We start from the raw sequence: 20790 nt of genomic DNA, 5'->3' as shown, positions 1-20790 counted from the left end.
GTTATGAATAGGCTCCTTCGCCATCAGGTTTCTATGTACGGATCCGGTACAAAGCCTATGGTGTTTTCGCACGGGTTCGGCACCAATCAACACGCATGGCGCTTCGTTGCCCCAGCCTTCGCTGCTCAGCATCAGGTAGTGCTTTTCGATTTGGTAGGAGCTGGAAACTCCGATAAAGCAGCCTACGACTTTGCCCGCTACCGCACCCTTGATGGCTATGTAGACGATCTGCTGGCTCTGCTGCGGGAGCTGCAACTACCTAAGGTGGTATATGTTGGTCATTCCGTGAGCGGTATGATCGGCGTTCTGGCTGCTATTCGCGAACCTGCCTTATTTGAGCGGCTGATTTTGCTGGCCGCTTCTCCTTGTTACGTCAACGATGGCGATTACCAAGGCGGCTTTGAGCCTTCCGATTTAGAAGAGTTGCTTGGGTTCCTTGACCGCGACTACCGCGCGTGGTCTTATTCGACGGTACCCGCGTTAGTGGGCGGCGACATGCGGCCTGATTTGCTTGATGACTTGCTAGACAGCTTTTCGCAGGTAGAGCCGCCCATTGCCCGGCAATTTGCGCGGGCTGCGTTTCTGTCTGATTATCGCACTGATTTGCCTAAGCTACAGGTCCCGGCGCTTATTGTGCAGTGTGCGGAAGATTCGGTGGCACCTTCTTCGGTGGGCCACTACCTGCACGCTCATCTGGCGGGCAGCACGCTTGACATCTTGAATACGACGGGACACTATCCACATCTGAATGCACCCGTTGCCACTATTGCGTCGTTGCAACGCTACCTAGGGTTGGGAGTTTCACAGTATGCAATAGGAGCATAATGCCAGCGCCGAGGTGCTGACACGCAGCAGCCTCGGCTTGGTTTGTCTACTGATTAGGTAAGTTGCTTGTTGCTCCAACGTAGTGGAGTTCTCCGTTTTTGTATTCGGCGCTTATTAGAACCGCTAGTCTTTGCGTGGCGTCAAAACGAAGGTTTTCATCATCTGCAGCAGCAGCGCGTCGGCGGCGCTTAAGCCGGGGGCTTGCATGTCCATATTGCGGGGCTCGACGTAGCCGGTAAGTTCCGTAAACTCTTCGGGAGAAACCACCTGAAAGCCCATAGACCAGTCCTCGAAGCTGCGCTGTAAAATTTGTTTGTCGGCTAGCTTTACCACGTTGATGTGGCGTGGGTCTTGCAGCAACTTTGCGTAGAGCGTAGCCAGCACACTTTCTTCTCCTTCAATGATTTGCATGAACTGGCCGTCGCCATATACCAAGGCGCCGGTGATGCCTTGCCGCTCGTTTTCACTCCGGGCTTGTTGCAACAAGGTTCTCAAATCAGTTTCGCTCATCGAGCCCACGCCGCGGCTCATATAAATAATGTGATGCATGAAAACTACAGTAAGTGAATTGGCAAGATAGGCATCCGAGGTATGTACTGAAAGCAGCTTGCGGCACGGCTTTCTTACCTGTTAGGCCGAGAGAAATAAGAAGGTTATTAGAATGTGGTGGCGGCGCAAGGTGTGAGCGTGACCGGTCCTAAGAGGCCAGACGGCTGCCACGACCAACTGGCCGCATCAAACGGCTTGTAGGCTAGGTTTACGAAGTTGATTTCGTGGTACTTGCGCCAAGTAACCTTGCGCTGGTCTAAGTCGATAATGCGGTTGGCCATTAAGTTAGCTACCTCGATTTTCAACTCGTTGCGCCCCTTTTTCAGGTAGGCGCCAAGGTGGCACTCGTAAGGAAAGCTCCATACCAAGCCTGCGTCGTGGCCGTTGACCCATACGTGGGCACTTTCGCGCACGTCGCCCAACTTCAGTACGTAGTCGGCAACGGGCTTGGTGGGTAGGGTGAAGGTGGTGGTGTACTCGGCGCGGCCGGAAAAACGGGTGGCACTGGCTTCGGGTAATTCCGTCCATGACACTAGTTTGGCGAGTTGCTGCGCCTTGGGTAGCTCGGGGCCGCCCTGCGTGAAGCGTAAGCTCCAGGGGCCCGCAATAGACTGCGCCGGTCCGGCTGGTGCGAGGTAGGGCCACGCCGGGCCCCCGGGAGTTGCGCCGGTTGATGTTTTCACAATCATGGCCTCGCCGGGTTGCAACTGGAGCCGAACACTGGTGCCGTTGCCTTCCGACTTGCTAGCAGCTAGGCCACTGCGGCCGGTTTGCGGGTCGAGAAAGAGCACCGAGCTAGCGGCTGTGTTCAAGGGCACCCAAGAGTTTACGGGTTTCGCAGTGTGGTTAACAAGGTAGTAATAGCGGCCATCAGGTACGGCGCGGCGAATGAATTTCAGGCCGGAATCCGTAAGGGTTTCTCGAGTGATTTTCTGATAGTCGAGGGCTTGCTGCACGTTGGGCGCCAGCAAAATCTGGCCGCTGCCGACTTTGGCCAGCTGCACGCCCGCGCTGACGGTAGAGAAGTTTAGGCCTGCCACAATACTGCGCAGTCGTTGCCGCCGGTTTTCGAGCTGGTGAAAGCCGGGCACATCATTGGGCATTTCCTGGATGATAACCGTTGCACCCTGTTGGGCCCGCTGCACTATGTTTTCTAGGGTTTCAACGGGCATGAAATCAGCCTTGGGCACCACCAGCGCCTGGTAGATGGCACCTTGGGGCGCCACTTGCAACCGGCCACCGCTCACCTGCGACTGTTGCAGGAGCTTGTCGGACACGAAATCAACAGCGTAGCCGCTTTTTATCAGCTGCTGCGCATCCGGGTAGAACGCGGTGGGTTGCAGCCACTGGTCGATGGTGTGGATGCTAACCATCATATCGAGCTTGGTGGGCGGGGCGTAATGGCGCACGTCGTAAACGGGCCAATAGAGCAGCACGTCGCTTTCGGGGCGGCCGGCTTGCAGCACCGATTGGCAGCGGGTGATGTAGTCGTTCAGGCCCGTTAGGTGGGGCCACCAACTGTTGGAAGGCGCGAAATTGGTGGAGGCGTAGAACAGCCAGCCGGGCCAAGGGGCCTCAGCCGGCGAGTAGGTAGTGCCGTGGTAAAACACGTGGTTGACGCCCGCCAGAAACACCTGTTCCACTTCTGGCTTGCAGTTAGAAAGCGGCACCTTGAAATGCTCGCCCAGCCACGTAAACGTCTCCGACGACACCAGTGGTTTGCCCAGCACATGACCGGCCGACGACGCAAATTTCAGCATCACCAAGTCCGGCGGCGGATTCGTGTAAGCGGCTTCTTCGGAGTAGTACCGGATGTCGGGAATCGGGAAACGGGTGATGCCGAACGTTTCGCACTCCGGTATATCAACGGTGGCGTAGAGGTCGAGTAGGTTGCCGGGGAAGCCGTGAGACTGATTGCGGGACAATCCCTTTTTGCCGTGAATCCAGGCTGTCCAAGGAGTCACGAAGTTTTCCTGGACTAGCTCGGCCATAGTTTCGCGGTAGTCGTCGCGCAGGCGGGCCGCTTCATCGGTAGTGCTTTTGCTTACCAGTTCGCGCAGGTAGGGCCGCACGTCGTAGCCGCGGCGCTTCTGAAACTCGTCGAGTAGACGCGGCGTAAAGTCGGCCTCGAATACTTCGTAGCTGTCGTTGAAGAAGGACCGCACGCCGGTTGGCTGGCCGGCAAAGGCTTGGTCGAAACGGTTGAGGTAGGTTTTCAGCGCCTCTTGCGAGAGGTGGTCGAGCACGAGGCCGGCGCCACCGGGAGCCGCCCGTTTCACCATCTGGCGGGTGTTGCCGCCAAAGGCCGCATATAGTTCCCAAGTGCCAGCGGTTGGTTGCCAGTTCAAAGTACCATCGGTGGCAACTTTGCTGCGTAAATCCAGCCGCTCGCCTTTGCTGCCGTAGGCGGTCAGCGCCACCAGCGGGGCGGCGCGCAATTGCTTGGGGTCTTGCAGCGCTAGTTTCTCCTTGAGGCGCTGCCCAGCACTTAGCGAATATTTCTGCACCACGAGCTTACTGGCTGCTTGCTCGGGTGTGATTTGGGGGCCGCCGTAGGGCCAGCCAGTGCCCACGTTCATATCCACGCCCAAACCGAGGCTATCGGCCGTGCGGGTGGTGGTGCTTAGCATCTTCAGCCAGGTTGGCGACAGGTAGTCGATGTACTGCTGCTCGTAGCCGACTGCGCCGTAGATAGGCGTGATTTCCGCCCCGCCCAAGCCAACGTCTTTGAACTGTGTGAGCTGTAGGCGCAGGTTTTTGGCATCAACCGCGCTGCCCATCCACCACCAGCGCACCCACGGGCGCGTCTGAGTGGTAACGGTGGGCCAGGGCGAAGCGACAGGGGTGGTGGCCACACTGGCGGTAGGTGCGGGTAGCTTCTGGCAAGTTGTTAGCCCGCCGAGGAGCAGGCCAGCGGCCACCAGAAGTTTGCTGTGTTTGCTATGCATGATATGGGTAGCCAAGAGAGGCACAAGGAGAAAAGAATGGTTCCCGGAAAGCCTGTGGTTGCGTGCTACAGTGGTTCTGCGGGAAACCATAAAAGCGTTGCTGCTACTTGCGTTGCAATAGGTGGACGCGCATAAACTCAGCGAAAACCGGGTAGTCGGAGGGGATGATGCCGTGGCCGCCGTCGTGCATATAGTAGCTTAAGGTGCCACCTACTTGTTGGCTGGCCGCGGGCAAAGTGTTGGTTTCAATTCCCTTCTTGCCAAGCAGGCGGTAGACGGGGGTAGCCGCTATGGCCGCTAGAAACTCGCCTTTCGGGTCGCTCCAATTGTCGGTATTGCCGGTTTGCAGCAACAGCGGGCGGGGCGCCAGCAAGGCCACGAGCATGTGCGAGTCCATGGGCGCATCGGTTTGATTGGCGAGTTGCTGATAGTTCTGGCAGAATTGGTAGGCGTAGCGGGTGGGAGCCACCAAGTGGGCAATGGTTTCGCCGTAGTTGCGCCGAGCCAAGGCCGCCCCGCCTTCACCGGAAACGCTGGCGATAACCATGGCAAACCGCGGGTCGTTGGCCCCGGCCCAGAGCACCGTTTTGCCTAGCCGCGATGCGCCCAGCAGCACTACCCGCTTGCTGTCTATGGCTTTGTCTTTCTCGAAATAGTCGAGGGCTCGGCTCAGGCCCCAGCTCCACGCCGCAACAGCGCCCCACTCGTCGGGGGCCACTTGGGTTTGGCCGGGTTTGAGGTAGAGGCTGCGCACGCCGTACTGGATTCCGCCGTTGAAATCGGGCTCGATGTCGCCGTAGTACACCGTGGCTACGGCTATGCCCTGAGCCAGGAACGGCTCTACGGCGAGCTTCGCGGGGCCAGCGGGGTTATAGGCAGGGGCGGGGACTTTCTGCTTTTCTTTGTTCCAGATCTGCCCAGGCCGCACGCCCGGATCATCTACCAGCGAGGAATTTGCTTGAAAATTGACATTGAGCAGTAGCGGTACGGGCTTGGTGGCAGCCGCTGGCAGGTACACCAGCAAGTCCATCTTCGGGCCATCGTTGCGCTCCGAAAAGTACACCGTCACTTGCTTACGGGTGGCTTTACCGTTAAAAGCCGGAGTGCCTTTGTCGAACACGTCGAAGCGCAGATTGCGGGGCCGCTCGGGGGCGCGGCCGTACACATTTTGTTCAAACCAGGTCCTGATTTCCGGCCGGCGCTGCTTGTTCCAAGTGGCGGCATCGGTTACTTTCTGGCCGTTCGGTAGCACCAGCGGGTCAGGTAAGGAGTAGGTGCCGACCAGCTCTTCGTTGTAGTTCACCGCAATGCCGGCCACGGTATCAGGCGGCTTGTTGGCTACTTGGGCTTGCACCAGAGCCGGTAGCAAGCCACTACAAATGAGCACCAATAGGCTGAATAGGAAGTGTGTTTTCATAGCTTAGGTTGCAACGTCATGGCTTGGGGTTTGCCGCCGGAGCTTGCGGCTGGCTCTACCAACACAATTCTTACCGGGCCCAGTAAGCCCGAGGCGCCTAACTCGTACTGCCCGCCGAAGGGCGCCGTGTACGAGTCCAGTACTTTCTTGTCGGGCCCCGCGAGCTTGTCGCCGATCAGGCGGTTGGTCCATTCATTCGTTACCCGGATTTCCAGCTGGTTTTTGCCGGGCTTGAGGGCACTTGTTACGTCCACCCGAAAGGGCGCCTGCCAGAGCAGTTCCAGCTTCTTCCCATTGACGGTGACTTCGGCCAGGTCGCCGACGCGGCCTAGGTCGAGCAGCAGTTTCTGCCCACTGCGAAACCAGCTTTTCTTGATTTCCAGCGTTTTGTGGTAGGTGGCCGTGCCCGAGAAGTACTTGATGCCTTCATTGGGGCTATCTGTCCAGGAGGCAAGCTGCGTGAACGTAGTTTCCGGCGGGGCACCGAGCTTGGGCGCAAACTCGACGCGCCACGGACCCGTTACAGGAATTGAAGTGGTAACACGCGCAGGCGCCACGCGGCGGGCGGTGGCAGGGGCGGCGTGGTTGAACACCACAAACACTGATTCCCGCTCCTGCAAGCGCAGCGGCACGGTCGTATGCTCGCCGCTGATGGTGTAGCTGGCCGGCTCCATTGCACCGGTAGTGGCGTGCCACAGTGTCACGTCTTTGCCACGCACCCGAAACTGCGCCGTCAGGTCCTGGGCGCTGTCCGAGCGGTTGACCACGAAATACACGTCCGCGTCGCCCACGCGGCGGTGAATCCAGGGCACTGCACTGCCTAGCGGCTGACTGCATTCCATGTCGGGCGTGAGTCCGGCCAGGGGCATTACCTGTGCTAGGGGTAAGCCCCACACCACTTGGCCTTTACCGTAGCGGCGCTTGGTTCGGCTGCGGCCATCTAAGTCGCCCCACACCTCGTTGATCATGGCATGCAATTCGGCGCTGCTTGCCGGATAGGCTGCGTAGTTCGGGGTCTGCTCGGGTTTGGGGCCCACTACAGTAGCGCCGCCTTGCACTAGCTCCTGTACCTTGCGCAGCACGGGCAAGGTCATGGCGTTGGTTTCGGGCAGCACCAGCACGGCATAGCTCATGCCATCTGGCAGCACCAAGCGCCCATTGGCATTCACGCTCATGCGGCCAAGCAACGCGTCGGCATTGATGTAGTCGAAGGCGTAGCCGGGAGGCAGGGCCGGCTGCAAACCTGCGCCCCAGAACGGCATGGTTGAGGGGGCGCCCTCATTGAGCAGGTACGCTACGTCGGCTACGTATTGGCCTTGCTGTAGCATAAAGGAATTGCGCGCCAGGTAAGTCATCAGCGGCCGGGCTTGCTCGGCCCAGGTGATGTTGCGGTTTAGGTGCGTACCCACCATGGTATTGCCGGGCTTGGTATCGAGCGGCTGATGCGCAGAGGTGTGAAATACCAGTTGATTGAGGCCCTGCGTAAACCAATAGTCACTGATCTTTTTCAGCGTGTACGGCGACTCGAAGTTGCCGCCCGTGAAGGCTTCGGCAGCCACCACGTTTTTGCCGTACACGTGGCCAGCCGAGGCGGCCCCGCGCACGTCCTCATAATACATAGATGAGGGGTGGAGGTCTTTCACCCAGAACTCGCCCATCGGAATGTCCACGTACTTCTTATAAAGCAAGGCATCTTCTATGGTTTCCAACGACACGCCACCCGCTTCGCCGTAGGTCCGGATGCCTTGTTTATGCAGAAAGTCGGTAACGGTGCCGTAGTGGTTTTCAGCAAACATATCCACGAGCGTGCGGCGAAAGTCCCACAGCACCCGGTCGCTGATGTCGGCGTTGCCCACCACCCGGCCGGCCAGCACGGGCAGAAAGGGCGTCAGGTCGTAGCCGCGGCGCTTCTGAAACTCGGGCAGCATCTCGTCGGTCCAGTTCTGAATGCCGGCTTCCCAGCTGTCCATCAGCAGGTAACGCAAGCTCTTGCCATAGTGGGGCCCCAGCGCTTGTGCAATGGGACCGAGGTAGCCTTGTAGGTAGGCTTCGGTGTGCTTGCGGCTGAGCTTGTCGACTTCTAAGCCGGAAGCAGCCGGTACGGCGGGCCGGTTCTTGGCACCCGTCAGCGAATACCCTATGCGCATGATAGTCCACTTGCCCGGTGGTACTTGCCAGAAGAGCGTGCCATCGGGCTGCATCTTCGAGGTGAGCACCACCACGCCAGCGGGGCTGATAGTAGCCGGCGCGGCTACGGGCGGTGTCGCCGTCGATTCATATTCGAACAGAAAGTTGAAGCCGGCCTTGTCTTCCCAGCGGTGCACTCGGGCGCCGGTATGTAGCTGAAACTCGTTGAGCACATAGCTGCTGTCGGGTTGGGCGGGCGCTTGCGAAACAACGTCGGCGGGCTTCATGGGGGCACCGCTCAGCTCCAGACGATAGTAGTGGGCCGTAGTGACCGGGACAGCGAAGGTGCGCACCGTGCCACCGCGGTATCCCTGCTTGCCCGGCAGCACCGCCAAGGTGGTAAACCGCTTGCCGTCGGTGCTAGCCAATAGCCGCCCGAAGGGGATGCCGCGGGTGCCTGCTACCGTGAAGGCCTGCACTTTGGTGGGTTGCGGAAAGCTGTACTGCACCCAGGCCGTGCCGCGCTGTTCGGTGGGCTTCACGGTCAGGGCGGTATTCAGGTCATCATCGAGCAGCGCTCTGGCATCAATAGGGCCGGTGTTGGTTGTTGTGCTCGGTTTTAGGCGCGTTGGTTCGGTTTCGGAGGTTGGGGTGCGGTAGGCTACCACGGCACAGTCGCCGTAGAAGCCCGTGGCCGGGCTGGATTTGCTGCGGGCCAGGTTGCGGATAGGTCCTTCGTTGGAAGGTGGTAGTGGCAGTTTGCCTTTGAAAGTTCGGCCACCTTCTACGCTTAGCTCGCTCCACACCAGCTTTTTCATGGCCTGCTCGGGCTTCACCCACGAGCCGCCCGTCAAGCTCCAGCCCGGCGACGAAAATAGGGTCATTTCCAACCCCAAACGGTCGGCTTCGGCGGCGGCGTGGTGCATGGCATCTAGCCACGCCGGCGTGCCAAATACCACCTTCTCGGGTACCGTTTGGCCACTGCCATACGCCACATCTGCCACTTGAAAGCCAGCAATGCCGACCCGCTTCATCCATTCCAGGTCCTTGGTGATGCCTTCCTTACTGACGTTGCTGTTGGTCCAGTGCCACCAAGTGCGGGGCCAGGCAGCTGGCGGCGGCTCTTTAAACCCTTGCTCCAAAGAAACCGCGGCGTTCTGTGCCCCTACCGAAAGCGGCATCGCCAGCGCAACCAAGCAGCCCCAAGTTGTAAGCCGGATCTGGAAACGTAGATCAACCATGTGCTTTCGGTCGAATAAAGTGCAGAAGGAAAAACAAAGGACAAGAAACCGTGGGGTTTGCTGCAGCCTTGGAATTGAATGCCAACGGGTGTGGCGTGCGTGTGCTCAGAAGTCGTTCTGGTGCAGGCAAAAGAGCAGCTACAAGCTACACAACTCTAGTAGCGGAGTGGGGCTATAGCCAGTACCCTTCCTCAGCTAAGCAGCGAAATGGGCCTTTCTAGTCTTCTAGCGCTTTGCTATTCCACAACCTGAGCTAGATAGTAAAAAAAGGCAGCCAAAAGGCTGCCTTTCTTCAGTTCAAGAAGTGGCTACGAAAACCCACTGCTTATTCTTTTACAAGCTGGATTGCTTTGGACGTGCTGTCAGTGGTAATACGCACCACATAGTGCCCAATAGGCAAGGACTCGCCTAGCACTACTTCGTCTTTGCCAGTGCCTTCTTCCAGCTGCTTCCCATACTGGTCGAGTACTACGTAACGGAAGTCGCCAGCTACTTTGAGGTGGAAGCTGCTGTTGGAGGGGTTTGGGTACAGGGTGGCATCATTCAGCTCTTCCCCACCGCTCTTGCCTGGCTTATTGGTGTCAAGCTCCATATCGGAACCGAGGTAGAAGCTCGTGTGCGGTGGCTGGTTGTAGGCCACGTTCTGCCACGCAACGCTGAGGCGGTACTGCGGGTCGTGCATGAGCGTGGTAAGGCGGTGCGTAGTTGGAATGGTGGTCGTGAAAATCAGCAGATCCTTGTTGTTGATGTCTCGCCAGATTACTTCCTCGCGCCAGTCGCCAAACAGGTCGGCCGATAAGCCGGGGTTGGCCTTGGTGCCATTGTTGCGGTCGGCGCCAAAACTGTTGGCCGTGAGCAAGCGCGCACTGCGGTTGTTTGCGTAGTCCCACTTATCAATGACGGTGCCATCGAGCAGCTCCCGCGACAAGTCCCCGTCCCACCACACAGCAAAGTTGATGCTAGGCTTGGTCGTAGTTATCTGGTCGCCTTTGGCCGAGTATAAGCCACCTCTCGAGGCCCAGGCCTCGAAGCCGGGAAAGCGCGGGTCGATATCGGCAGCCAAGCCCCGGCCGACGTCACCTTGCGATGGGCCAGGCCGACCCCAGATGAGTTTTCCAGTGCTTGCCTCGCGGAAATCGGCAGGAGCTGCACCATACGACCCCTGGTCTTCGTGCGGCGAAAACACTTCCAGGCCTGCCCGCTTAGGGTCCATATCCGACACGTGCAGGGCATCGCCGTGGCCGCGGCCCGTGGAGTAGATTCCCTTGCCGTTGTCGTCGATGGCGCACGAGCCGTACACAATCTCGTCTTTGCCGTCGGCGTCAATGTCGGCTACCGTCAGGTTGTGGTTGCCTTGGCCGCGGTAGGCAGCATTGCCGGGCGTGTTGTCGTCGCTGTCGAAAGTCCAGCGCTGCGTGAGCTGGCCGTCTTTGAAGTCCCAGGCTACAAGTACTGTGCGCGTATAGTAGCCGCGGCACATCACCAAGCTCGGATGCACGCCGTCTAAGTAGGCCACGGCCGCCAAGAACCGGTCGACGCGGTTGCCGTAGTTGTCGCCCCAGATGGTTCTGAGTTCGGCTGTCGTTGGGTTGTCGCCCTTCACCGGGTGACGCTGCGGTAGATAGGTAGTGCTGGGGTAAGCAGCCCCGGTAAGGCCGTTGAAGACAGTGAGGTACTCCGGGCCATTCAGAATATAGCCGGCGGTGTTGCGGTAGTCAGCCGTGGCGTCGCCGAGCACTTGGCCGGTGCCATCAACGGTGCCATCGGCCGTTTTGCAGGCTAGCTCAGCTTTGCCGTCGCCGTCGAGGTCGTACACCATAAATTGCGTGTAGTGTGCCCCAGCCCGGATGTTTTTGCCCAGGTCGATGCGCCAAAGCTGTGTTCCATCGAGCTTGTAAGCATCCAGGTACACGTTGCCGGTGTAGCCACTCTGTGAGTTGTCTTTGGCGTTGGACGGGTCCCACTTCACAATGATTTCGTACTGGCCGTCACCGTCCAGGTCGCCCACCGAGCAGTCGTTGGGGCTGTATGTGTAGGCGCCTCCGGCGTTGGTGCCGCCCGCGGGTTGTTGGAGCGGTAGCCGCAGGTACTGCTGCGCCCAGACGGGGGCAGTTTCCGGCTCCGATGAGGCCTCTCCCTGGTCGGGGCCGCCGTTGCGCACCGTGCGCACAAAATACGTAGTGCCCGGCGTAGAGTCCGGCGTTTCATCAACCCAGTTGGTACTCGACGTGATGGGCTGCTCGTTGAGCTTTACTGCGTCGCCGCCTACCGGTTTACGGAACAGGTTGAAGCCGACTTTAGGGTCGTCAGTGGCCAACAAACGCCAGCTAACAAACACGTTGCCGTTGCCTTGGTCGACGGCAACAATGCCCCGGCCTAGCGTCTCGAGCTGCCGCACCGATGGGGTAGTTGTGGGGTGCGAGCTACCTTGCCCGAAGGCTCCAGCAGATGAGAACAGGGCGGCTGCAAGCAGTCCGTACGAAGTCAGTTTGCCGGCGCCCGATACAAGCCGGTGACGCAGAGCGGCATTGAGGCCTAACGTCGGCAAGTAAAAGTTTCTTTCCATGAATGGTGGGTTAGTGGATGCCTGGAAAGGCAGAGTGAAACAATGACCTCGAAAGGCCAGGTAAAATCAGGAGTACTTCTCAGAGCTAGGAGGCTGCGTAATGCGCAGTTGCATTTGGTCAATGCTTACCAGAGGCACGGCGTCACTAGGCAAGAGCAATGAGTGGTGGCCGCGAGCTAGCATTAGTTGCTTTCTCATCTGTAGTGGAGACTTAGAAATGGGAAAGAAGGAATTAGCTTTTTGCTAGGCCCAAACTAATTTCCCCTACCAGCCGCACTCTCCTGTAGACTACTGTTTTATGGATATTGCAAATGCTATATAAATTAAAGCAGATACTTGTGGGTTATTTCCTTTACACCAACGAAAAAGGCTTCCTGCAGCGATTTTCAACAGATGGAGCTGCACATTAGCAGGCACTGAGTTGCAGGCAATAAAAGGAAATGCTAGCGCGTATGAACATAATTATATACGTCTTGCTAAATAGCTATTTTCGCAACCCTCCAGCTTTGATGATGGGATGTGCCTGCTTGTTTGCTTTAGTGAGCCGCACGATAAGTGAATGAGCTGCCTCAGAAATCTTGGCGTGAGGCTACTATCACGCTAGGAAGTAAGGAATATGAAAAGTACACAGGCTTTAGTGGCAATATTTAATAGATTCAGACTCGATAAAGCGAGGTTTACTTCTTGTGTAGGTGCCACCCCACTTGGATATTTGCCTATGCTATTTCAGATTAAAAAGGTGAATTTCTTGACAAGCAGTGCTAACGATTGCTATTTGCAATAAGCGTCTGATTTTCAAATAATTGTATTCCATATTGAAGAGGTAGCTAATTATTTTAATCTATGTTAATCTTAGATATAATTAGAATACTTTAATTTTTTATAAATAAATTACAGAAAATTATCCATGCAGCTACATTATCGACGTCCTACTATGCTAGCTCAACTCCGTCCAGAAGTCTCTGTTTTGCGGAAGCAACACCGTACCAGCCGATACGCTTTGGCTACAGCCTGTATTCTCTTTTTAGGCATCTCCCTGCGGCTGTTTCATTACTTCTACAACCGTTCGCTGTGGACCGACGAGATTTATCTGGCGGCGGGATTGGTAGATTTCAATTTCAAAGAATTGCTTACTAAGCCGCTGCCGTATATGCAGAAGGCGCCTGTTGGCTACATGCTCATTACCCACCTGTGCGTGGTGCTGTTTGGCAAAAACGAACTGGCGTTGCGCCTGTATCCTTTGCTCACGGGTATTGCCGCCTTGTTCTTGTTTTTGCCAGTAGCCAGGTATTTCCTGAAGCCTTTCGGGGCGTTGATTGCCCTGACGGTATTGGCGTGCGCGACCCCCATCATCTACCATTCCGTTGAAGCGAAGCCCTACGGCCCCGACTTGTTTATTACCATTGCGCTGCTATGGATGTATGTCCGGTATCGGCACCAAACCCGGTGGAAGTCGCTGTTGCTGTGGGGAATTGGAGGAAGTGTAGCCGTCTGGTTGTCGTATCCGAGCATCTTCGTGCTGGCCGGTATGGCGCTAGCCGTGGGCATCACAAACTTGGTGAAAGGAAACTGGCCAGTGATATTCCGGCTGGTAGTTCCTTTCACTATGTGGCTGCTTAGCTTTTTGCTGAGTTATTTCTTGTTTACCAAAGAGGGTTCGGATGCGGGCTGGCTGGTATTCTTCTTTTACAAGTTTGATGGGTACTTCCCGCTGCAACCCGTTAGCGCAGTTGGTTGGTTATTGAAGAAAGCGGCTGTCTTTTTCCATTACCCACTCGGCTTAACCTGGATCGACGACTTGTCGGAGCACACCTACTTGGAGCGCTTCATTCAGCGCATGACCATAGTGCCAGTGATATTGAGTGCTTTGGGTGTTCTGTATTTCTACAAAACCAACAAGCGCTTTCTGTTTGCGGTTGGCATCGTCCTGCTGATTGCCATCGTAGCTTCTTCCTTGCGGCTATATCCGTTCCATGAGCGGATGATTGTTTACTTGGCGCCTTTCGCCATCCTTTTATTGGCTGCCGGCTGTGACTACTTACGAAATAAAACAGTCCCGCTGAAGTATGCGGGCCATGTACTGGCGCTACTGCTACTGTTCGGGCTTCTTAAGAACGCCGTAGCCAATACCCTAACCCCTTACCTGCTAAGCGGCTACAAGATGTCGTACTACCGGCAGGCCATGCACTACATCAACAACAACTACAAACCCGGCGACGGCGTCTACGTGTATTGGAATGCAGCGGCCGGGTACAAGTTTTATAAGTCGGTTGATGGCCTGAAGTTCGAGGGGGTAGTAGATCCGGATTACCGCTATACGGTGCGCAACTATCCCGACTACTATGCCAAGGTAGATGCCGATCTGTATTCGGTGCCTAATACCAAGCGCGTATGGGTGGTGTACAGCGGCGTAGACATGAACCAAGGCGATTATGGCGGGCAGCCTGCCTGGTACTACCAAGGGCACGATTTCCGAGAGGGCTATGGCGTGGAGCAATACAGCAAGCACTTGCTGCAAATCGGGAAAGTGCTGGAAAAGTACGTTCCCGCCGATGGCAACCCAAATCCTGATGTGCGGGTGCAGTTGATGGAGCTAAAATAAGCACTGCCTAAACCGCTCAGAGCCTAAGCGCTGACAAGGCATTGCTCGGCTTAGCAATACTTAACGTAAAAGCCAGCCGCTCCTCCAAGGGGCAGCTGGCTTTTACGATATATCAGGCGGGTGTTTTTTCAAGGGTAGCCAGACCCATACAAACAGCGAATGCTTTCCTGTTAAGAAATATCGGGGAGCGTAACGGTGAAGATCGAGCCGACACCGAGCTGGCTTTGCACGCTGATGATGCCGCCCGCATTGTTCACAATGCGCTTGATCATGTAGAGGCCTACCCCCGAACCGTCGACGTGGGAGTGGAGGCGTTGGTAGAGCTGAAACAACTTGCTTTGTTGCTGCTCACTCAAGCCTAGGCCGTTGTCGTGCACTTCGAGCACAATAGACTTGTCGGCGCGACGACCGCGCACTTGCACGCGGGGCGGTCGGTCGGGCGAGTGGTACTTAAAGGCATTGCTGAGCAGGTTGTAGAGGATGCTGCGCAGATTTTTAGGTGAAAAGCGCACGGTCAGATAAGGCGGCAGTTGCAGCGAAAGCTCGCCTTCGGTAGCTTGTATTGTAGGCAATAAGTCGAGGCGTACGGCTTCCGCCAGTGCCGGCAAGTCCAGTAGCTCTGCGGGTTCCGCGTGCGCCTGTTGTAGCTTGGCTACGTCGGTAAGCTGGTCGATGGTATGTTGGAAGCGGACAACCGTGTTCTGCAGCAAGTCGAACACGTACGCCACGTCTTGTTGTTGCTGTACGCTAGTGGGCACTTCCTCGCGTAATGCTTGCACCAGTCCTTCGATGTTGCTGATGGGCGCGCGCAAGTCGTGCGAGGCCATGTAGACGAAGGTATCGAGGTCGGAGTTGGTGTGCACCAGTTGTTGATTGGTTTCACCCAGCTCTTCATTGGTGGCCCGCAACTCCTCGTTGATGGCGGCCAATTCCTGATTGAGATGCTGCACCCGCTCATGGGCCAACACTTGCTCGGTTACATCAGTTATCAGGCTGAAGCAGCCCATCACCCGCCCCTCTTGCACATCAGGCACATATATCGTGTGTATGCGCTTGGTCAGGTTGGGGCTGTAGCGCATCATGGTCTCGAAGTCCACTTGCTCTCCGGATAGAGCCCGCTCTAGGTAGGGCTGAACCGTGACATAGGCCTGCTCCCCAATTACCTCGCGAACCTGTTGACCAAGCAAATCAGCTGGATCTTGTTGAAACCAAGCCCCGTAAGCGCGGTTGGCAAAACGGTACTTCTGCTCTTGATCCACGTAGCCAATCAGTACGGGAAGGGCATCGGTGAGTAGGCGCAATTGCCGGGTGCTAGCCTCGGCCGATTGCCGGGCGCGCACCTGCTCCGTGACTTCAAAGGCAAATACCAGTACTCCATCTACGTGGCCCTGCTCGTTGCGGCGCGCTTGCTGAATGTAGTTGAAGTAACGGTCTTCCAGCTTGCCATCGGCAGGATTAACAAAAGGAATAAGCATTCCCCGCTCCTCATGCGTTTGCCCCGTGTTGTAGACCTCGAGGAAGGATTGATAAACAGGATTGTGCTCTATCTCCGGTAGAGCTTCTAATAGCGGCCGCCCTAATAGCTGCCGCTCTGGAAACAGCGCCTGATAGCCCGGGTTAACAAGCTCGTAAATGAAATCGGGGCCGTCGAGAATGCAAATGGCAGCGGGCGCTTCCAGAAAGAGCGTATATAGGAGTTGCTCTTGCCAGACAGCCTGCTGCTGCGCCTGCACCTGTTCGCTCACATCATAGGCAAAGATGGAAATACCCGCAATAGTGCCGTTTTCGCGGTAGGCTTGGTAGGTGAAGGTGAAATACATCTGCTTTGGAGGCTGACCATCAGGCTGTTCCAAGCGCAGCGGTAGTTCGTTTCCATAAAACGTTTCACCCGTCTGGTACACTCTATTCAGCAAATCAACAAAGCCATGGTTCAGCGCTTCGGGCAAGACCTCGGCAAGTGGCCGCCCAACAAGTTGTCGGCCGGGGAACAGCTGCTGGTACGCCGGATTCACGTATTCAAACGTGTGTTCGGGGCCACGTAGCAACCCTATGCAAGCCGGGGTTTGCTCGAAAACCTGGTAAAAGCGCTCTTGTTCCTGTGTCCGCCGCTCGGCCGCTTCCAATAGTTCTTGCTGCGTGCGGGCCTGGCTTTCGCGCAGGGCAATTTCCACGGCACTGCGGGGATGGTCGGCGGTATCGGTGAAGCTGACCAACAGCCCCTCACCCGAGCGGCGCGCAGCTAAGCGGTAGTAGTTGTCGTGACCGTCGGCTTGGTAGTTGACGTTGAAGTGCCGAGGCTCCCCCGACACAAACGCATCGACGTGGAAAGCGAATGTGCCGTGTTCCTCACTGTGCGGCCACTGCTGCCGATGCGTTAGTGTGGGCTGCGCCGGCATGTTCATCATGCGTTGCGCTGTAGCATTGAGGTAAACAAACGTGAAATCCACTATTTCGCCGCCGGCGCCATACACGGGTGTGTAGAAGATGATGCCGGTCAGCGAAACGGCAAGTATGTCGCGCAACAACTCGTCGGCGGGGGCAAAAGCAGCGAAAACACTAGCCAAAACAGAATCGGTAGAAGCTAGAGAGGAAGACATGGCATCGGCTCTAGGCAAAGAAAGACGTAAAATGTAAAGCTAGGCGAAGCGCGGGCAACTCGCTAGTAAGAGTTCAAACACGAGCTAGCGTTCCGGACATCAACCCAAAGTTCCTGTAGGCTCAAGCCTACAGGTTTTACATTCCCCTAGGATGAAAATTGGTGAGCCGAGTAATAAGTTACGGAAGCGCTGTGCCCAACGCGTGAAATCTGACGTTCATGTAAGGGTATTCCGAGGCCACGCAGCCCTACGCAGCCGCTATGGCCTTAGTGCAAAATGCCACTGCTACGTAACTCACCATAAGGATATTAGTGTACGGTTTAGTAGTGTGAGGCGCGCTCAAGCAAACCGTAAATCTCTAAACAAGAAAGACTTGTAAAGGCTTCATAGCGCGGTCGATGCAAGCACTCTTGTTCTAGCCATCGTTCGCAGTAGAAGTTGCCCAAGTCGTATAATTCTACACTGAAGTTTTCGTGCCAGCGGTGGGCAACTAGTTGGCCGTGCTGCTGTACGTAGCGGTCTTGCTGGCTATACGCCAACGCCTGGAAGTGATAATAGGAGAAAGACATGATAACAAGAGGTGTAAGGAGTGGGCATAGAAGAGACGAGTACTAAGGGATAAGCAAGCAACGATGATACCAACTCGGAAAAAGCAAGCAACGATGATACCAACTCGGAAAAAGCAAGCGACTACCAGGTGCAAACGACTAGCGTAAGCTGGCCTGTAGCTGCTAACAATGTGGACTAGTTTTGATACAATATGTTAATTTATTTAATACCGGATTACTACTTAGCGTCCTTACTGCAACTCACAAATATTGCAACTGTGAGATGCACCTTCCTACACTTGTGCTCCACAGTTAAGTCATAAACTCAAAGAGCGGAGTGCAACTTTCTGAGGTGAAAAGTAGCTTGTGCCAAGCAGCTTATGAGTTGGTGCCCTGCACGTATCTGTAAGGTAATCTTCCTCAAAATCCTTGATTTTATACCTACATTTGGGTAAGCTCTTACGAGGTGTATACGCCTTGGAGCTGCTGTAAATAAATTGAGTGCTTTGCTTCCTCTTCGGCCGCATACCTTTCTGCCTTACGTACTTAGCTTGCTGTTGCTCGCTGGGTGCACACAAGCCCCCACTACCCCAGCCTACCGCATTGGCTTTTCGCAGTGCAGTACAGAAGGGCCCTGGCGCATGGCCATGCTCGAAGGCATGCAGCGCGAATTGAGTTTCCATCCGGAAGTACAACTCAGGATGCTGGACGCAAAAGACAACAGCGAACGGCAGCAGCAACAAATACGGGAGCTAGTACGCGACGGAATCGACCTGCTTATCGTCTCGCCCTACGAGTCGGGGCCGGTTACGCCGGCCGTGGAGGAGGCCTACGAGCGTGGCATTCCGGTGGTACAAGTCGACCGGCGCATTACTTCCGAGAAGTACACGGCCTTTGTGGGCGGCAACAACATAGAAGTTGGGCAAACGGCGGCTCGTTATGCGGCTCAGCTACTGCACCAGCACGGAAACGTAATTGAAATTAAGGGAACCCCTGGCTCTTCGGCTACCACTGGTCGGCACCAGGGCTTTGTACAAGGGCTGCGAAACTACCCCGGTCTTACAGTGGTGAGCGAAGTAACCGGCGACTGGCGGGAAGACGCCCTGAAGCCTGCCCTCACGGCCGCGCTAAAGGCGCATCCAGAAGTGACGCTCATCTTCGCTCACAACGATGGGATGGGCCTCGGCGCCTACGAGGTGTGCCAGAAGCTTGGGATAACCAAACGCGTGCAAATCATTGGGGTAGATGGACTTGGCGGCAAAAACCTTGTGCATCGGGGTGTTCTGAAGGCTACTATGCTGTATTCGCCGGGAGGGGAAGACGCCATCCGTACGGCGCTACGCATCCTGCGCAAAGAACCCTTTAAGCGCGAAAACACGCTCGGTACCATAGTCATCGACTCAACCAACGTTTTGACCCTCATCGAGCAAGCGGATAGGGTGGTCAGCCAGCAGCATGATATTGAGCGGCAACAGTCTCTGCTGCATCATCTGGAAGCTACGTACGCTAGCCAGCGCACGGGCCTGTATGGGTTGTTGGTGTCGCTCTTGGGCTCGGTGGTGCTAGGTACTATGGCGTGGCTGTCAGCCCGCAAAAACCGGCAGATCAATCAGCAACTCGCCGTCCAGAATGCCGAGAACGTGAAGATCAACCATCAATTGGTCCAGCAGAACGAAGAAATTCTGTCGCAGCGTAACCAGCTGGAGTTGCTGGCCGAGCAAGCCCGCACCGACACGGAAGCCAAGCTGCGCTTCTTCACCAACTTCTCACACGAGCTGCGCACCCCACTCACTCTTATTTTGGGCCCTGTGGAAGAGTTGCTCAGCAGCAGCCCTGACCTCACGAGTACTCACCGCCAAGACCTGGCGCTGGTACGCCGCAATACCCAACGCCTGCTTCAACTGGTGAATCAACTGCTGGACTTCCGCAAGATTGAAGTCGGCAAAATGACGGTACGCGCCACCGAAGGCAACCTAGTGGCGTTTGTGCGTGAAATAGTGGAGGCGTTTGAGAAGCCCGCTCAGCTCCAGGGCGTGCGGCTTCAGTTTCAAACTGCGGCGCCGGTCTTGCTGGCCTGGTTCGACGGCAATATTCTGGATAAGGTCTTCCTAAATTTGCTGTCTAATGCTCTGAAGTTCACGCCTGACCAAGGCACCATCACCATCAGCATGCAGCCCACCGACGACGGACAATTTCTGCGGGTGAGCGTGGCCGACACCGGGCGGGGCATCAGTGACCAAGACCGGGCCCACATTTTCGAATGGTTTTACCAGGGTGACCAGGGAGCTGTGGCCAAGGGCTCGGGTATGGGTTTGGCGCTGGCGCAGGGTTTAGTCCGCTTGCACCAAGGGCAGCTTGCCTTTAGCAGCCAGCCCGGCCGCGGGAGCACCTTCACCGTGACGCTGCCCCGCGAGTTGCCCGAGAACCTGCGCGCCACTGAACCGGCACTGCCCGTAACCTTCACTCTCGACGAGCCCGAACCGATTCATGCCACGCTCGGCTCCGAATCGGCGGTGGGCTTGGAAGTAAACAGCGAGACGCTGGTACTCGTGATTGAAGACAACTCCGAAGTCAACGACTTTCTGACGCGCAAGCTGCGCACCGAGTACCGAGTGGAAAGTGCCACCGACGGCCACACCGGATTTCGGATGGCTACCGACTTGATTCCGGACCTGATAGTGTGCGACGTAATGATGCCGGGCCTCAGCGGCTTGGAAGTGGTGGCGCAGCTGAAAGGTGACTGGCGCACTTCCCATATTCCAGTGGTGCTACTCACGGCCCGCAACGCCCCCGAGCAGCAGGTGGAAGGCGTGCAGGCCGGCGCTGACCTCTACCTGACCAAGCCCTTCAACCCCACGTTTCTGGCCGAGAGCGTGCGCACGCTGCTGCGCAACCGGGAACGGCAGCGCGAGCATTACCGCCGCGAGCTGAGCATAGATACGGCCACGGTGGCGGCCACCAATCCCGATCAGAAATTCTTGGCCGACCTTACGGCCATTGTCGAGGCGAACCTCACCAAAACCGACCTCACTGTGGAAGAGGTGGCCCGCAGTTTGGGCATCTCGCGGATGCAGCTTTACCGCAAAGTGAAGGCGGTGCTCGGCACCGGCGTCACCGACTTTATACTGAGTTTGCGCCTCACCAAAGCGCGCGAGTTGCTGCTCGATGAGAACCTCACCATTACCGAGGTGGCGTATGAGCTGGGTTTCTCTTCGCCTTCTTATTTCTCGACCAGCTTCCGCACGCGCTACCAGCTTTCTCCTTCCGAGTTTAGGGTCCTGCACCTTTCCTCGGCCCACTGAAACATTATCAAAAGTGGTGCAATAAAAGCTAATCCCCGTCCAGTTTCAGGCGGGGATTAGCTTTTATT

10 protein-coding genes are annotated in these 20790 nt (G+C 56.4%); 3 read left to right on the top strand and 7 right to left on the bottom strand.

Annotated features, from left to right (window positions below; translation table 11 throughout):
- Positions 1 to 57 precede the first annotated feature (57 nt).
- Complete coding sequence (locus P1X16_RS25570) at positions 58 to 825, top strand: alpha/beta hydrolase (protein ID WP_277235078.1); 768 nt, start codon at positions 58 to 60, stop codon at positions 823 to 825.
- Positions 826 to 948: 123 nt separating this feature from the next.
- Here P1X16_RS25570 and P1X16_RS25565 read toward each other — a convergent pair whose 3' ends face one another.
- The 5 genes from P1X16_RS25565 to P1X16_RS25545 form a co-directional block, all read right to left on the bottom strand.
- Positions 949 to 1374 carry a BLUF domain-containing protein gene (locus tag P1X16_RS25565; RefSeq protein ID WP_277235076.1) on the bottom strand — a complete coding sequence of 142 codons (426 nt, stop codon included), beginning with the start codon at positions 1372 to 1374 and terminating at the stop codon, positions 949 to 951.
- 107 nt (positions 1375 to 1481) lie between these two features.
- Positions 1482 to 4322 (bottom strand): glycosyl hydrolase, encoded by a 2841-nt coding sequence (locus P1X16_RS25560; RefSeq protein WP_277235075.1) that lies wholly within the window; start codon positions 4320 to 4322, stop codon positions 1482 to 1484.
- Positions 4323 to 4425: 103 nt separating this feature from the next.
- Positions 4426 to 5739, bottom strand: coding sequence for an acetylxylan esterase (locus P1X16_RS25555; protein ID WP_277235072.1), 1314 nt, complete (start codon positions 5737 to 5739; stop codon positions 4426 to 4428).
- Positions 5736 to 9107: a glycosyl hydrolase gene (locus tag P1X16_RS25550; RefSeq protein ID WP_277235070.1), complete on the bottom strand. Its 3372-nt coding sequence runs from the start codon at positions 9105 to 9107 to the stop codon at positions 5736 to 5738. Before P1X16_RS25550 ends, P1X16_RS25555 begins: the two co-directional genes overlap by 4 nt.
- Before the next feature lie 325 nt (positions 9108 to 9432).
- The gene (locus P1X16_RS25545) at positions 9433 to 11673 is read right to left on the bottom strand and encodes a rhamnogalacturonan lyase (protein WP_277235068.1); all 2241 of its coding nucleotides are present in this window, start codon (positions 11671 to 11673) and stop codon (positions 9433 to 9435) included.
- 1000 nt (positions 11674 to 12673) lie between these two features.
- Between P1X16_RS25545 and P1X16_RS25540 the strand changes: the two genes are divergently transcribed.
- A complete protein-coding gene (locus P1X16_RS25540) occupies positions 12674 to 14275 on the top strand; it encodes a glycosyltransferase family 39 protein (RefSeq protein ID WP_277235066.1) in 1602 nt (533 codons plus the stop codon).
- 170 nt (positions 14276 to 14445) lie between these two features.
- On the opposite strand, the gene P1X16_RS25535 is transcribed toward P1X16_RS25540, so the two are convergent.
- Together P1X16_RS25535 and P1X16_RS25530 are read right to left on the bottom strand one after the other, a co-directional pair.
- A complete protein-coding gene (locus P1X16_RS25535; RefSeq protein WP_277235064.1) occupies positions 14446 to 16872 on the bottom strand; it encodes a PAS domain-containing protein in 2427 nt (808 codons plus the stop codon).
- Positions 16873 to 17192: 320 nt separating this feature from the next.
- Positions 17193 to 17441, bottom strand: coding sequence for a hypothetical protein (locus P1X16_RS25530; RefSeq protein ID WP_277235062.1), 249 nt, complete (start codon positions 17439 to 17441; stop codon positions 17193 to 17195).
- Positions 17442 to 17926: 485 nt separating this feature from the next.
- Here P1X16_RS25530 and P1X16_RS25525 point away from each other — a divergent pair, with 485 nt between their 5' ends.
- Positions 17927 to 20722 carry a substrate-binding domain-containing protein gene (locus P1X16_RS25525; RefSeq protein WP_277235060.1) on the top strand — a complete coding sequence of 932 codons (2796 nt, stop codon included), beginning with the start codon at positions 17927 to 17929 and terminating at the stop codon, positions 20720 to 20722.
- The last annotated feature ends 68 nt before the right edge of the window (positions 20723 to 20790 follow it).

Source organism: Hymenobacter sp. YC55, from assembly GCF_029433095.1.
Classification (GTDB): Bacteria; Bacteroidota; Bacteroidia; order Cytophagales; family Hymenobacteraceae; genus Hymenobacter.
Note: the sequence above shows the minus strand (reverse complement) of the source record. Positions and strands in the feature narration are given on the sequence as shown.

Bases quoted from the DNA above. Each gene is read 5' to 3' on its own strand.
- P1X16_RS25555 (WP_277235072.1), bottom strand. From the start codon at position 5,739: ATGAAAACACACTTCCTATTCAGCCTATTGGTGCTCATTTGTAGTGGC.
- P1X16_RS25570 (WP_277235078.1), top strand. From the start codon at position 58: ATGGTGTTTTCGCACGGGTTCGGCACCAATCAACACGCATGGCGCTTC.
- P1X16_RS25530 (WP_277235062.1), bottom strand. From the start codon at position 17,441: ATGTCTTTCTCCTATTATCACTTCCAGGCGTTGGCGTATAGCCAGCAA.
- P1X16_RS25550 (WP_277235070.1), bottom strand. From the start codon at position 9,107: ATGGTTGATCTACGTTTCCAGATCCGGCTTACAACTTGGGGCTGCTTG.
- P1X16_RS25535 (WP_277235064.1), bottom strand. From the start codon at position 16,872: ATGTCTTCCTCTCTAGCTTCTACCGATTCTGTTTTGGCTAGTGTTTTC.
- P1X16_RS25565 (WP_277235076.1), bottom strand. From the start codon at position 1,374: ATGCATCACATTATTTATATGAGCCGCGGCGTGGGCTCGATGAGCGAA.
- P1X16_RS25545 (WP_277235068.1), bottom strand. From the start codon at position 11,673: ATGGAAAGAAACTTTTACTTGCCGACGTTAGGCCTCAATGCCGCTCTG.
- P1X16_RS25560 (WP_277235075.1), bottom strand. From the start codon at position 4,322: ATGCATAGCAAACACAGCAAACTTCTGGTGGCCGCTGGCCTGCTCCTC.